This is a genomic window from Aquibacillus halophilus, from assembly GCF_009649745.1.
Classification (GTDB): domain Bacteria; phylum Bacillota; class Bacilli; order Bacillales; family Amphibacillaceae; genus Aquibacillus; species Aquibacillus halophilus.
The window spans coordinates 58,728-72,864 of sequence record NZ_WJNG01000008.1 but is presented as its reverse complement, the minus strand read 5'-3'; the positions used below and the strand labels follow the sequence as shown (position 1 = coordinate 72,864).

The window sequence follows — 14,137 nt, the reverse complement described above, 5'->3', positions numbered from 1 at the left end:
ACACCTATTTAACACAGTAGAAGCATAACTAGAATATGTACTGACTAAGAAAGAACCAGACGGACAACAATATTGTAAATAGTTAACTTTATTAGAACATTTCAAGCACAGATAATACTCTGTTGAACCATTCTAACATAATCTAAGGGAATCCAAACCTCTTCCAGCAAACGAATCGTTCCCTCTTCATCAACAATAGTGGCTGCGACCTTTGTGCCTCCAAAGCCTAAACCACACTGTATTTCACCTTACCTAATGAACTTGCCTTTGAAATAAATCCACACAGCAATTCTTGTGTTTTTTCCCACTTCCACATGGGCATTGTTCGTTTCGGGTTGGGGTTTTCCCTTTGAAATACCTTGCGACATTTTGTTCGAACATTTGCTTTCGAAGCTTGTCACCCAACTTCCTCATCCGTTCGTCCGCATAGCTATATACTTGCTTATAACTTGAGCAAAAGTAGTCAACCTCTGAAGATGTATGATTCTCGTTCCACTTACGATTTCTCGGACAGCCACCGTGACAGAGGCTCTTCCACTCACACGTCTTGCACTCATCAGGCAATGTTGGCTTCATCGCCAAAAACTTTTGATATAAAGGATGCTGTAAAATTTCTTCAATCGAGTGTGTTGCGACATTCCCTATTTTCCAATCATCGTTCATGTAAAAATCACATGGAAAAGCATCTCCATTTTGTTCAAGGATAATTGTTTGGGGGCAGGTATCACGATGGATACATAAACCTGGAGAACGGTTCACATAGACATTTAGCATTTCATCAAAGAACCGAATTGATGTTTTAGGATTCCCATCGTTATACCAATAATCAAATACTTCACAGAGAAACGCAGCGTATTCCTCTGGAGAAATATCGTACACTCCAAGCTTGTCCACCTGTTGTGACCGAAAGTCCATACAAGGTATAAATTGAATGTAACCAAATTCTTCATCCTCGAAGAACTTCATCATCTCTACTGCCTTATTTACATTTCCTCGATGGATAACGGTTAAAATATTTAAATCAACACGATGATTACGAAGATATTGAATGCCCCTCATTACACGGTCAAAGCTTCCTTGTCCGCGGGAATCAACCCTTCTGGCGTCGTGTATTTCCCGCGGCCCATCTAAACTCACACCAACTAAAAAGTTGAATTCCTTAAAAAATGCTGCCCACTTCTCTGTAACAAGGGTACCGTTCGTTTGCACGGAGTTTCCAATCAATGTATGTTTTGGAGCATATTTTGCTTGGATATAGACAACTTCCTTAAAGAAATCTAGACCCGCAAGCAGTGGTTCTCCGCCCTGCCAAGCAAATGTCGCAGATCCATAGGAACGCTCCATATACTCTTTAATAAACTTATCCAAAATGGCAGATTCAATTTTACTAATTTTCTTACCTGGTTTTCCCCCACAAGTACTATAATAACAATAATCACAAGCTAAGTTACAATCCTCAGACACAGTTTTCCACATTACGCTTATATCGCGGTGTTCCGTTGTCATACAGCCCGTACTCATTGATGCATCCCCCTTTTTGATAAAAAAAGAAAAAGGTAGTTATCCACTACCTTTTTAACATACATATTTCCTATCAGGATCAATGTGGAAATATAGACCCTTTATTTTACAAACTATTTATTTACCTTAAATTCCTTGGCATGCAATGGTCCGCCTTCTTTCATGACTGTCCACAACGGGTCAACATCAAAGTCCATCGTCGACATCATTTCATCATGCCACTCGTTCAGGTAATACACTGCATCTTTGCAAATATCTCGCCGATTTTCTGCAAGATTGCGTTGTTCATGTGGGTCTTCCTTGATGTTAAACAGCATCTCTTTCGGAAACCCGTTATGTCCGTCGTGATAAGTTCGGATATAGAGCCAATCATCGAATCTAACACTACGTTGACATACATGTGCGCATTGTGAAATAACGAGATACTCTCTGCCCTCACTCTCACCCTTGATTATCGAATCCGCAAAGCTTTCCCCGTCCCATGAATCTGCCTTTATACCTCCTAGCAAGCTAGTTAATGTTGGGGCAAGATCTAGATGATAATGCAGCCCATGGTCGATAATACCTTTTGCTCCATTCGGCCAGCGAATAATCATCGGAATACGACATGTCCCTTCATCAGCTGTACCATGTTCTGAGTAAATGCCTAACTCACCCATATTTTCACCGTGGTCTGCACTAATAAGAATCGCCGTATCCTCCATAATCCCAAGCTGTTCAAGCTTTTCTAGCACTTTGCCTACATGTTCATCTATGTATTTAATCGCTGTATCATAATTATCAATAATCAGTCTTAGATCTTCGTAGGTTTCGATTTGCTTCCCATGTCGTGACCATCTGAAGTAGTGAGTCTTTGCCAGTTCGTTCATATGGTCAATGCTATGCTGACCAACCCTCTGTTTATGCTCATTAAAAACCTCCTTTGTAATCCATTCAGGCATTGCATCATCTGCAAAAGGATTTCCAAATTCATCTGGCGTACGATATGGTGTATGAGGGTCCCAGAAATTCAAATGTAAAAACCAATCATCTGAAGAACCATTATCGTCAAGCCATTTAAGGGCAACTGGTAGAACCTTATCAGCTGATTCATGCCCTACTTTTCCAAGATTAAACACTTCGTTGAAGCCTGCATTAAAGGTCCATGCAGAGTGCCTTTCAGCAAATGTACTAATTGTTGTTGTTTTATAACCAAGACTCCGTAATGATCCTGGTAAACTTTCGTGAACTAAACGATCATTGAAGGCACGACTAGGACCTTCATGTCTCATATCAGCGGCTGTACCACCGTGCCCAACAACTCCATTATGAATTCCAAATCTACCAGACATTAATGCCGACCTAGATGGTAAACATGGGGCGTCTGTACAATAATAATTGGTAAACATGACTCCCTCTTTAGCTACTTCATCAATATTGGGTGTCGTATTACGATGATAACCATAGCTACTAATATGGTCAGGACGGAGTGAATCCAAGTCCAAATATAGTATTCTCATAAGGTATTCAACCTTCCTTTGATGTACAATCATTTTTTCCGAGATTCCTATTCAATTCGTTTGATAGATAATTCGTTTTAAAAAACTTAAAAGCTTACCCCTTAACCGATCCTGCAATTCCTTCTACGAAATAACGCTGCAAGCTTAGGAAAATCACTATGATAGGTATAATAGCGATAGTTCCACCTGCGGCAATTCCAGTCCAGTCAACGATATTTTCTCCCCGCAGTGCATATAAGCCAACAGATAGCGGTCGCGCTTCTGGTGCGTTAAGTGTAAGAATGAGTGGCAACAGGAATGAGTTCCATGACCAAATAAATTGCATAATCATTACACTACCAATAACGGGCTTTGAAAGAGGAAGCATAACGGAAATGAATGTTCTGAAAAATCCACTTCCATCCATAATAGCTGCCTCTTCCAACTCCTTTGGAATCTTAGAGAAAAAGGTAGCAAATAGTAAAATAAATATGATATGGTTTCCACCTGATTCTGCCAGAATGACACCAAGCCTTGTATTCATAAGGCCCATTGTTTTAATAAGGTCATAAATTGGAATAATCGCAAACTCCATGGGCACAAACATACTTGCTATTAGTAGAAGATAAACACTCTTCTTACCTTTAAAATTGTACCTACCGAGTACATAACCACAAGTTGATGTCGTAAAAAAAACTATTAACATCGTGCCAACGGTAATAACCACACTATTCACGAAATACTGTTCAAAGTTTGCTTCATTCCAAGCACGAAGAATATTCTCAAAAGTAAAATTATCAGGAATCAAAGAGAGACCATTTTCAAAGAATTCATTTTGTGACTTAAACGACGCGGAAACCATCCATAGAAAGGGATAAATCCACACAAAACAGAAAGCGGTCATGACAATATAAAATATGGTTCTTCGAAAATTCTTCATATATTACGACCACCTTTAATTCGATTTGTGACAACAGCTTGGATAACTGCGATAATAACAATTGTTACCGCAAAAAACAGACCTGCTGCTGAAGCGTATCCCAATTGCGGAAGACCCATTTCACTTGTAAAAGCATAGCGATAGATATATGTTGACACAACATCTGTTGCAAAGAATGGACCTCCGTTTGTCATTGTTTTAATTAAATCGAATGCCTTTAATGAATTGACTACATTTAATAGAAGAATAATTGTTCCAATTGGAATTAGTAGCGGAACGGTTATATGAAAGAATTTTCGAAAACCCGTTGCACCATCTACATCAGCTGCTTCATACAACTCCTGTGGGATTGATTGCAATCCTGCTAACCAGTATATTAGATTAACACCGAGGTTTTTCCAAACAGACACTAAAATGACAGTGAACATACTCCACTTAGCATCTCCTAGCCAATTAATAGACTGATCTAAGAAACCTATTTTTACTAATGTGTCGTTAATCGACCCGTCACTTCCCCAAATAAATACCATTATAATTCCGACTATTGAAGTTGTCGTAACAACTGGAAGAAATATAAAGGTGCGAAATAGATTTGCAGCTTTTAAACCCGGTTTATGTAAAATAACAGCGAGCACTAACGCTAGAAATAAATGAAATGGTATAGTTCCCAGCATGAAAATAAAGCTATTTTTAAAGGCGTTCCAAAAGTACGGATCCTTCGCTACGTTAATGAAATTGTCCATTCCTACAAAGGTAGAGTCAGGCGTTAAGCCTGACCAATCTAGGGTTGCATAGTACCAGCTGGCCACAATTGGCCAGCCCTGGAACATTGCAAATAATACTAACGTAGGAAGGAGAAACACCCAACACCATAATTCTGTTTTCCACTTTGTTTTCTTTTTTGAAGAAATTTTGACTTTACTCTTGGTTTGAATGATTTCCTTCATTTATAATTACTCCCTATTATCTAACTGCTTCATAATCTTCTGCTGTGTAATCTTGATTTGGTTTCCAGTTAGAGAATTTAAAATCATCTATACTTACTTCTGCACCCTCCGCCTTCGCAGCTTCAAGTGCTTGTTCAAGTGAAGTATTTACATTTTCCGATAACATTTCAAGTTGATCTGTTGGATCCTCTAACGCACCCGCCATGACGCCTTGTAATATATCTCCTAAACCTGGTTGTGGATCTTTATAGTTACCAAATACCACACTCGCCTCGGGGTTTCGAATTTCAACACTTGGTGCTAGACGTGAATTTTCCATGGCAATATCGTAATATTGCTTAAATTGTGGAATTTCAGCTGCAGTTTCGTTTACATCTTTTAACATTGTGAAACGATCACCAGCTTTAACTAGAACAGATTGATAGTCCTTACTATAGTATTCCTTTAAATATAGTGCAGCAGCTTCAGGATGCTCCGAAGTTTTCGCCATTCCTAACCAAGGTTGGAAATTAGGTCTTGGTAAGAATCCTTCTTGACCACTATCCGGAACTGGTGGAGCCATTACTCCAAAATCTAATTCTGGATTTTCATTCTGCCAAACCCCGATACACCATTCACCCTGAATGATAAATCCCGCTTGCCCTTGACCAAATAGTGCACGTGCTTCAGGTGCTGAGATATTTAATGTCTTTGGATGGTAGCTTCCATCTTCCATCATACCCTGGAATAGATTCATAACTTCTAAGACTGGCTCAGACGTATAGTCAGCTTCATTTGATACTAAGGATAATGGAGAATGTGGATTTAAGCCACTTCCACCAAGCGCAGACCAGTCAACAATTGGGTTTTTCCAACGTACTATTGTTTTACTGCCTTCAATTATACCGTAAGCATTGCCATCAGACGCCTCTGTAATCTTTTTTGCTGCTTCAGCGAATTCAGTATGAGTTTTAGGTGGATTTTCAGGATCTAAGCCTGCATCCCTAAATAATTGCTTATTATAAAATACTAATGTGTTTGGTAAATCTAATTTCGCTGGAATCGTATAAGTCTTTCCATCCTGCATGGTTAACCCTTCAACAAATACGCCATCCATAAACCGATTCTTAAACTCATCATCTAAGTATTCATCCAATGGCTGATACCAGTCACCAGCAACTGCTGTACCTAGCTTCATACCAGGAGGAATTGGGAATAAGTCTGGTGCATCCCCTGATTTAATTGCAGTTGTAATTGTACTTTGGAACTGATCACTTGTTAGCAATGTGTATTCAATTTTAATATTAGGATGTCTCTTCTCGAAGTCTTCAATAAATTGCTCGCGATATACCTTTTCACTGTCCGCCCAGTCCATGACACGTAGTGTAATTCGCTCTTCTGTATCCTTACTATCAGATGTTTTTTCGTCGTCTTCACTAGAGGTTGAGTTTGAACATGCAGCAAAAACTTGTAAGATAAGTAATGCCATAAGAAAAATACCTATACCTTTAAACTTCTTCTTCATACAATTTCCCCCTATTACTTTTTTTAAAAAAAACCTGTAAAAGGCCAAAAAAATGCATAAACATTGATTTTGAACGCGTTTTCAAATCTACTTATTTATGACTTGTAATTATCTTATATGATTCCTGAACAGTCATCAATGTAGCGATGATTCTTATTATTGTATATTTGATACTTTTTTTAGAGATTCTCGATCCCACCCTGTTGATTAGGTTTTTATCTGTTTTAAGCCAAGCGAAGTAGCTAGGGGTAGTAGGTTTCTACTATTATATAGAAATAAAAAACTCACCAACATAATGGTGAGTTTAAAAATCTTATATCCCTGCCAAGGCAGAAGCAGTTGCAATATTATGCCACAGATTATAACTAGTCACGACTTTATCACTTTCTTTTTCTCGGCCATCAAAGTAAAGGAGTTTTTGCTCAAGCTCTTCTAAATATTCCAGGTCGCCTTCTAGGTATTCATTGATTCGATTGATCGCGGATTGAAGTCGTAGAATAAGTCCGCCCATCCTTAAATCAAACACATCAAGTCCAAATATTTTGTTCTCGTCTGTCCATTGCGCATGGTAAGCTATGTGAAACTCCTCGGCACGTATTTTTAGATCTGGTAGCAGAGTATGACCATATTTTTCTAAAACAACCCTATCGTTGTTTAGATAAGCGTCACGAATTTCAATCCCTGCATCACATTTTAACTCTAGCAATCTACTTAATGCAAGCTGTGTTTGAAAAATCTCCTTAAACGAAGGATTCCTACTTATACACGATTCAAAAGAATCTCCACATTTTTTATAGTGCGCTGCATATTCCTTTGGAAGGACATGCTTATCAAACAGGCCACATAATATGTCCTGATACAATAAGTATTTTGGTGGATTAAGGGAATGAACGTCTAAAGACTTGTTATCAGGTACCATCATTGTCATATCTAGATTCATAAAATCCTCATAACTACCACCAACACAGGTAGAGAATCTTTCTTTCAACCGTTCCTCATCAGCATCATCACGATAACAAAGCTCCGCCCAAAGCTGAAGTGTCGGTAAAATAGAATAGGTGGATGCTTCTGCACCATTATCACCCCACGCTGTAATCAACACCTCAGTTATACCATTTTTCACACAGCTACTATGTGCCATTTTTCCAACGTTAGCGCTAAAGTGATTGTTTGGCGAAAAGCCCATCCATTTCCAAGCACCACCTGCAAAAATAATATTGTCACTCATTTGCTTATGTTTTTTTAGCATTCCATCATATTTCTCTGGTTCGACTGAATAATAATCCCAGTAAACTAAGGAAACATCCGTTGGAATCATATTAATGATATCCTCATTAATTGGACTATTGGTATCATAGTATTCCCCTGAACTTGCAAGGCGGAAAAACATATCGCTCCACATCATCGGTTCATAACCATACTTACGGGCAATCTCCACAACTCTGGTAAAGTGCTTCAGCATGAGTTTAGAACGGTCCTGATAACCATGCTGATCAAGATATTTACCTAACCCCATCATATGTGCTTCATCCATACCAATATTAATTTTTCGACTAGTAAGGTTTTGAGCCATCACTTTAAACATACTTTCAATTAAATCGTATGTTTTTTCATTATCAATTAATAGGATATCATTGCAATCCACAATATCGGAAAAAGCGTTCCATTTAAGTGCAGTCCCTAAGTGGGCTAGTGTTTGTATACACGGAACAAGCTCAATCCCAAACATTTCCGCATACTGGTCCATCTTCTTCATCTGTTCGCTTGTGTATTTCCCTCTCATATAACCGAAATACGGATACTCCTTTATTTCATATGTATCCTCAGTATAAAGTTGGACAGTCGAGTAGCCCATCAACGCGAGCTGCCTAATGAGTTTATGAAATGTCTCAAGCTTTAGAACGGCATTTCGTGAGCAATCAAACATTACACCCAGATTATCATAGAAAGGCGTTTCTTTGATTTCTCCCACTTGATTACTTTTTATCAACTCAAGAACCAAACCTAACCCTCGGTATAATTCGTGCTGCTTATTATATATAATTCGACCTATTGTACCATCATAGCTAACTACTATTCCGGAGCCAGACTTTTCAACTTCAATTAAAATACCATGATTCGCTACCTCAATTCCAAGTTGCCTCGAAATTTCGGTAACCCCGGCGTGATTTTCCAAGCCTTTTAATGTAATTTTCATGTTGGTGTTATCCCTCCTTAAAACGAAAGAAGTAAGCCCATTACCGACATGGGCTGTCTGTTCTTTTCTATTAATTCCTGATACTCGTAAAATAAATACAATAATCAAGCTCTGCCTCGTTATGACCGTGCACTCTTTTGTGTTCAACAAGAGCATAAGTTCTAAATGAGAACAATTCCTCCACCGCTCACATGTAGATCTTCATTCGCCTGAATCACAACATTCGGTGTCGGCACTTTAGGTATAGTTGGGTATATGACTAGACCATATTAATGTTCATGATGAGGCCAAGGAGAATTGACTATATTCCGGTTCAATTATATTTTCAATCAAAACCTGATCAAAGTTTCGGAACTTAATATGGTTTTCCTTCTTGAATTAGTCTCACTAATTCCTGTACTTCCATTTATACCTTTCCTATGAAGGCCATTTACATCATGAACATAAAGATTATTGATGAATACCTTGTCATGCAGCTACATTCTCAGTATCTTATCTGCTAGATAATCCTCAGCAATCACCTCAACCCCAGATCACACTTCCGTTCCATGTGTCGGAGTATATTAACAAAAGTACCCATTACTTCCTGTAGACTTTTATCATTCCCCTCTCATTTACAATTAGCGTTTTCACGGATAAGCAGAACACGGCAGAGTAGTGATACATTTTTGGCACAATGTATTTCGCACCTTGCAAAAAACAGCATCCTTATCAAAACTGGAAACTGGTTTATTTGCTTGATTACGCTTTCAATATTATGTGTCTTTATAATAGTAGTAGACTACTAATGATCTAACAATGTAGGAATGATGTGTTTTTTTGTATTTTTGATACTTTTACGATACTTACTGGGAGAGGTTTTAAAGGTACTTTTAAACACATGTGTAAAATGTGGGGAGTCACAAAAGCCACAGGTTATAGCAATCTCTTCAACCGGTTGAATTGTGGTTTCAAGTAAACGTTTCGCATGTAAAAGCCTTAGCTTACGCACCATTTTCATAGGAGTTAACCCATAAATTTCTTTGAATGCTCGACTGAAATAGACTGGATTTAGATGGTAAATTCGGGCTAAATCTTCCCTTGTAATGACTTCACCTAAATGATTCTCAATATAATGCAAGACATTATTAAAGCGGTCAGTAATATAAGGCTCGTTCGGGGTGCTTTTGCCACCTAGTTTTGAGCTCTCAATAATTTCATGTAGCATTGAGAATGCTAGAAAACTAGACTGAACTGTTCGAAAATCGACTGTTTCCTGCAACCAAATACTTCTCAACTCATCGAACATCTTTTCGTAGCGATCCGGATCCCTTACCGTTACAACTTTCCCTATTGGATAAAGACTAAAAAAATCGATTTCCTCCATAACTTTCAAATCAATATTGAAGAGATAATGTATACCTTCCGTCTTCGAAATGACATTAAAGGGGTTATTTGGACGATGAACCATTACATCCCCAGTCATTGCAACATATTCCTTGCCTTCAAAAGTTGTAATTACTTCTCCTTTTTTAATATAAGATATCGTGCAACAAGACTGCACATAATCAAAAATAACCCGTGATTTGTACCGAATCTTCTTTACATCAAATAAAGTAAAATTAAGTTGATCGCTAACAGCAAATGACATGAGAAGTCCCTCCTTTTGTAATATGTTAGTGGTTTCATTATTTAACATCATCCACCAATTCCAACCTCTACTTATTTTCTGAATGACATTAAGAGACCGTTTATAATTGTTTACGACCTCTTTTGCACATGGTTAAAGAAATTCACCAGCATGTGTCAGATTTAGTCTCACACTTTTCGTCAAAGAACAACGTACCATAGTATATCTAACTGCCTATATTTCTGATCACGATTGGTCAGAAATATAGGCAGTCGAGCAGCAACATTTGTGATATAAGCCTAATATTCTATTTTACAAAAATATGCTTACTTCTTTTAGTTATAACCTATAAATTTATATTATACTACTATCTGATAGTTTATAAGTCAGTAGTTCTACTAGCTAGAGAAATCCTCATCTACTATTTATTCAATAAGCGACTTAATCCTTCTTTTACTGTTGTCGTTGGGCGACCAAGGAGTTTTTCAAAATCACTGTTTTCCACTTCTAATGTACCCTCACGGATGCTTTTTTGAATGTTGACAAGCATCGGAATAAGGAATTCTGGTAGACCTGCGCCTTTCATTTTTTCAGCGTATTTCTCGTCATCTACCTGGTGCACCTCTACCTCTTTACCCAACACCTCGCCAACCGTTGCGGCAAATTCTTCCTGAGTCAGAAGCTTTCCAGAAAGTTCATAAATGGTGTTCTCGTGTCCTTCTCCAGTTAAAACGTTAGCTGCGGCTTCGGCATAATCTTGTTGCAGTGCCCAGCCCGCTTTACCATTACCCGCTGAAGTAACCCAAGGGGCACCTGCTTTAACTCCTTCTATGGTTGGGATTTCATTCTCCAGATACCAGTTGTTACGTAAGAAGGAGTATGGGATTCCTGTTTTTAAAATCGCCGCTTCTGCTGTTTGGTGTGGCGGCGCTAGGAAATTCTTGCTTTCTTTTGCTTTTGCGATGCTCGTATAAGCAATGAATTTAACTCCAGCCCGTTCTGCTGCATCCACTGCATTCGTATGCTGCTTCATTCTTAATTCATTTTCCCCATCTGTTGAAATAATTAACAACCGATCAATACTCGCAAATGCAGTATCTAATGATTCCGGTTGATCGAAGTCACCTTGACGAACGTCGATTCCACGGTCTTTTAATCCTTGTGCTTTTTCTGGATCACGAACACTTACCGCCAGTTGATCGGCTGGAACAGTTTTCAATATTGTCTCAACAATTTTGCTTCCAAGTTTCCCGGTAGCTCCAGTTACTAATAATTTCATAGTAAATACCCTCCATTAAAAAATAATAGTTTTTTTAACAAACTTGTAACTATATTGATTACATGTAATAATTGTAGTTACAGGTGATGCTTTTGTCAAACATTTACGTTTGCAAAACTTTTATTAGTATCCCGCAATTTTAGCGTATAATAGGATTTGTATTAATTATAAATACACGTTTTGATTTTGAGGAAGGTGATTGTTTATGTCCATCAGTAGTCGTTTTGCTGTCGGTATTCATATATTGTCTCTGATTGAGTTTAATAAAGATGGGGTAAGTTCATCGGAGTATTTAGCGGGAAGTGTTAACACAAATCCTGCCTTAATTAGAAGGATCCTTGGTATGTTAAAGAAAGCTGGCTTAATAGAAGTTCGTCCGGGAATTGCCGGTTCTAAGCTTGCAAGAAGTTTATCTGATATTACGTTACTAGACGTCTATAAAGCGGTCGATGTCGTACAGGATAATGAATTGTTCAGTGTTCATGACAACCCAAATCCGAAATGTATTGTCGGAAAGAATATCCAAGATACAATTATTCCGATCTTATCTACCGCTCAATTAGCACTGGAGAAAGTATTAGGAAACGTGACCATTGAAGATGTTGTGAAGGATATAGTCGAAAAAGAAGAAAGACATTCATAAACAGCCTAACGGGTTCGGTTGATGGGAGAAAAGTGCTAGTAACAATGTAAATATCATAATAATTAACCAAACATTTCACCAGTAAACTAACACAATAAATAACAAGAAAAAACGCTCAGGTATCTGAGCGTTTTTTGAATTAAAATTTACTATCCATCTTCAACTAAAGCACCCGTTAGCATAACATCCATTATTTAAACCACAGCTTAGAACAAAATATTACCTACTTACAAGTTCAATCTCTTCAGGAGATTCAAAATCCCAAGACACTGTTACTTCTATCGAACCCTCATAATCCTCCAACATATCACTAGGTATTGGGTGGGTTATTCTTTCATCTTTTTTAATTAGCTCTATCTCTAAACCTATATGTCTCTGCTCACGATCAATGCTAATTTCAATCTGTTTTAAATTTTCTTCGTCAATATTTTTAGGGTCAATATGGATATTAGATAATCCAGTTTCCTTATGTTTAACAATCTCTACATCCCAATGTTTACTTTTCCCACTGAAGATAACTTGATTATCAGAATCTGTACAGCCAGTAAGCCCAAATAAAACGATAATGAGGGCAAAATAAATCCCAAATCGCACTCTTAGCCTCCTATTTATAAAATTTGATTTTATCCATAGTCGACGATAAATACATCGTAAAGAAGAAACCGATCATTATTGACCACCTTGTTCAACTTTCGCCCCCGTTAGCGCAACAAGGAGCAACAACACTGTTTAAATGTCGCCCCGTTAACTGATTAGTTTTAGATTAGTTACTTGCTTAAATTTTCAATAATTGAAGGTACTTCCGCCAAATCATCTACTATGTAGTCTGCATCGACATTATTCCATTGAAAATTTTTCTTCCAAATTCCTTTCATACCAACATTTTGGGCAGCTTTAACATCATTCATTGGATGGTCTCCCATAAATAAGCTTTCATTAGGCGATATATCAAGTTTCTTTATGACTCTGTAAAATATTTCAGGGTCTGGTTTTTTTATACCTTCCCATTCAGATATCAAGATAACATCAAAATACTTTTCAATGCCTAAAGCTTTAATATTATCCAATTGGAATTGTCCATACCCATTTGTAATCATTCCTAAAAGGAGATTGCTACTTTTTAATTTTTCCAACATTTGAGTTAGATTAGCAAAAGGAACACAGTTATTCTTAAACTCACTAATGTAGTCTTGAAGCAGTTCTTTCCAAGTTAGTTTATCAATATTAAATTCATCTACTAACTGTTGATACACTTTATCTTTCCAAACATAACCTCTCTTGTCCAATTCTAAAAATCTTGTCACATACCTCTCTTTAGGGATATGCCCCACCTGATTATTTAACCTTTCGTATTGCCTGTTAATAAATAGTTTTACTGACTCATCTCTGTTTAGTAAAGTTCCATCTAAATCAAATATAGCAGCTTGAATCACTTTTACTCCACTCCCTGTTAAAGAAATACTACTCATATTTTTTGTAGGTAACATAAAGTCCTTTTTCTACTAACCTACTGCGTTAGTGGAACAAGGGGCATTCTCCTTATTAAAGTAAAGCACCCTATAGTTGAACAAGGATTCAACCTTAGATTTCGGACGGCTATTTTGATATTACTTTTCTTCAAGAAGGTATATTATGATTGGCTCGATACTTTGAATTGAATCTATACAAAAATGGCGACAATAAGAAAATAAGCAGGGGATATGCTAATACCACTATAAAGATAATTAGTGATGGTTTGGTCTGACCCAATGAAAAACCAATAATTGGAGCTAGAGAATAAAATAGAGCAACAATAATTTTTGATGTAGTTTCTATCCAATGCTCTGTTCCACATATACTACAATCATAAGTTTTTTCAAACCTTAAGAACGATTTTAAGACCTCTAGCCATTTAAATTTATGTTGACACTTTTCACATTTTTGCATACTTTTAATCCTTCCTTGTCATTCCACTCTTCTGCTCTTTAGCACTATAACGACTGCCGCAACGACAACCCCTTCGTCAACATACGCACCCGT

The 14,137-nt window shown here is 37.5% G+C and carries 12 protein-coding genes; 1 reads left to right on the top strand and 11 read right to left on the bottom strand.

Annotated elements, in window-relative coordinates; genetic code table 11:
* Positions 1-252 precede the first annotated feature (252 nt).
* The 8 genes from GH741_RS11435 to GH741_RS11400 form a co-directional block, all read right to left on the bottom strand.
* Entirely contained in the window at positions 253-1,521 is a 1,269-nt protein-coding gene (locus tag GH741_RS11435; RefSeq protein ID WP_153736924.1) for an anaerobic sulfatase maturase, read from the bottom strand.
* A gap of 113 nt (positions 1,522-1,634) precedes the next feature.
* Positions 1,635-3,020, bottom strand: a complete 1,386-nt coding sequence (locus tag GH741_RS11430; RefSeq protein ID WP_153736923.1) for a sulfatase family protein — start codon at positions 3,018-3,020, stop codon at positions 1,635-1,637.
* Positions 3,021-3,114: 94 nt separating this feature from the next.
* Positions 3,115-3,939 carry a carbohydrate ABC transporter permease gene (locus tag GH741_RS11425; RefSeq protein ID WP_153736922.1) on the bottom strand — a complete coding sequence of 275 codons (825 nt, stop codon included), beginning with the start codon at positions 3,937-3,939 and terminating at the stop codon, positions 3,115-3,117.
* The gene (locus tag GH741_RS11420) at positions 3,936-4,886 is read right to left on the bottom strand and encodes a carbohydrate ABC transporter permease (RefSeq protein ID WP_153736921.1); all 951 of its coding nucleotides are present in this window, start codon (positions 4,884-4,886) and stop codon (positions 3,936-3,938) included. The genes GH741_RS11425 and GH741_RS11420 overlap by 4 nt, the downstream gene beginning before the upstream one ends.
* Before the next feature lie 16 nt (positions 4,887-4,902).
* Positions 4,903-6,390, bottom strand: a complete 1,488-nt coding sequence (locus GH741_RS11415; RefSeq protein WP_153736920.1) for an ABC transporter substrate-binding protein — start codon at positions 6,388-6,390, stop codon at positions 4,903-4,905.
* 313 nt (positions 6,391-6,703) lie between these two features.
* Positions 6,704-8,695 carry a beta-N-acetylhexosaminidase gene (locus GH741_RS11410; protein WP_205677327.1) on the bottom strand — a complete coding sequence of 664 codons (1,992 nt, stop codon included), beginning with the start codon at positions 8,693-8,695 and terminating at the stop codon, positions 6,704-6,706.
* Positions 8,696-9,371: 676 nt separating this feature from the next.
* A complete protein-coding gene (locus tag GH741_RS11405; RefSeq protein WP_170287615.1) occupies positions 9,372-10,217 on the bottom strand; it encodes a helix-turn-helix domain-containing protein in 846 nt (281 codons plus the stop codon).
* 400 nt (positions 10,218-10,617) lie between these two features.
* The gene (locus GH741_RS11400) at positions 10,618-11,475 is read right to left on the bottom strand and encodes an SDR family oxidoreductase (RefSeq protein WP_153736917.1); all 858 of its coding nucleotides are present in this window, start codon (positions 11,473-11,475) and stop codon (positions 10,618-10,620) included.
* A gap of 205 nt (positions 11,476-11,680) precedes the next feature.
* Between GH741_RS11400 and GH741_RS11395 the strand changes: the two genes are divergently transcribed.
* Positions 11,681-12,118, top strand: coding sequence for an Rrf2 family transcriptional regulator (locus GH741_RS11395; RefSeq protein WP_153736916.1), 438 nt, complete (start codon positions 11,681-11,683; stop codon positions 12,116-12,118).
* Between the two features lie 219 nt (positions 12,119-12,337).
* Here GH741_RS11395 and GH741_RS11390 read toward each other — a convergent pair whose 3' ends face one another.
* The 3 genes from GH741_RS11390 to GH741_RS22420 all read right to left on the bottom strand — a co-directional run bounded on the left by GH741_RS11390 (position 12,338) and on the right by GH741_RS22420 (position 14,044).
* On the bottom strand, positions 12,338-12,712 hold the full coding sequence (locus GH741_RS11390) for a hypothetical protein (RefSeq protein ID WP_153736915.1): 375 nt from the start codon (positions 12,710-12,712) through the stop codon (positions 12,338-12,340).
* Between the two features lie 173 nt (positions 12,713-12,885).
* Entirely contained in the window at positions 12,886-13,551 is a 666-nt protein-coding gene (locus tag GH741_RS11385; RefSeq protein WP_338079392.1) for an HAD family hydrolase, read from the bottom strand.
* 184 nt (positions 13,552-13,735) lie between these two features.
* Complete coding sequence (locus GH741_RS22420) at positions 13,736-14,044, bottom strand: TIGR04104 family putative zinc finger protein (protein WP_153736914.1); 309 nt, start codon at positions 14,042-14,044, stop codon at positions 13,736-13,738.
* Positions 14,045-14,137: the final 93 nt, after the last annotated feature.

Excerpts from the sequence above, each read along its gene's own strand:
- GH741_RS11435 (WP_153736924.1), bottom strand. The coding sequence starts at position 1,521 with ATGAGTACGGGCTGTATGACAACGGAACACCGCGATATAAGCGTAATG.
- GH741_RS22420 (WP_153736914.1), bottom strand. The coding sequence starts at position 14,044 with ATGCAAAAATGTGAAAAGTGTCAACATAAATTTAAATGGCTAGAGGTC.
- GH741_RS11420 (WP_153736921.1), bottom strand. The coding sequence starts at position 4,886 with ATGAAGGAAATCATTCAAACCAAGAGTAAAGTCAAAATTTCTTCAAAA.
- GH741_RS11415 (WP_153736920.1), bottom strand. The coding sequence starts at position 6,390 with ATGAAGAAGAAGTTTAAAGGTATAGGTATTTTTCTTATGGCATTACTT.
- GH741_RS11395 (WP_153736916.1), top strand. The coding sequence starts at position 11,681 with ATGTCCATCAGTAGTCGTTTTGCTGTCGGTATTCATATATTGTCTCTG.
- GH741_RS11400 (WP_153736917.1), bottom strand. The coding sequence starts at position 11,475 with ATGAAATTATTAGTAACTGGAGCTACCGGGAAACTTGGAAGCAAAATT.
- GH741_RS11430 (WP_153736923.1), bottom strand. The coding sequence starts at position 3,020 with ATGAGAATACTATATTTGGACTTGGATTCACTCCGTCCTGACCATATT.
- GH741_RS11405 (WP_170287615.1), bottom strand. The coding sequence starts at position 10,217 with ATGTCATTTGCTGTTAGCGATCAACTTAATTTTACTTTATTTGATGTA.
- GH741_RS11425 (WP_153736922.1), bottom strand. The coding sequence starts at position 3,939 with ATGAAGAATTTTCGAAGAACCATATTTTATATTGTCATGACCGCTTTC.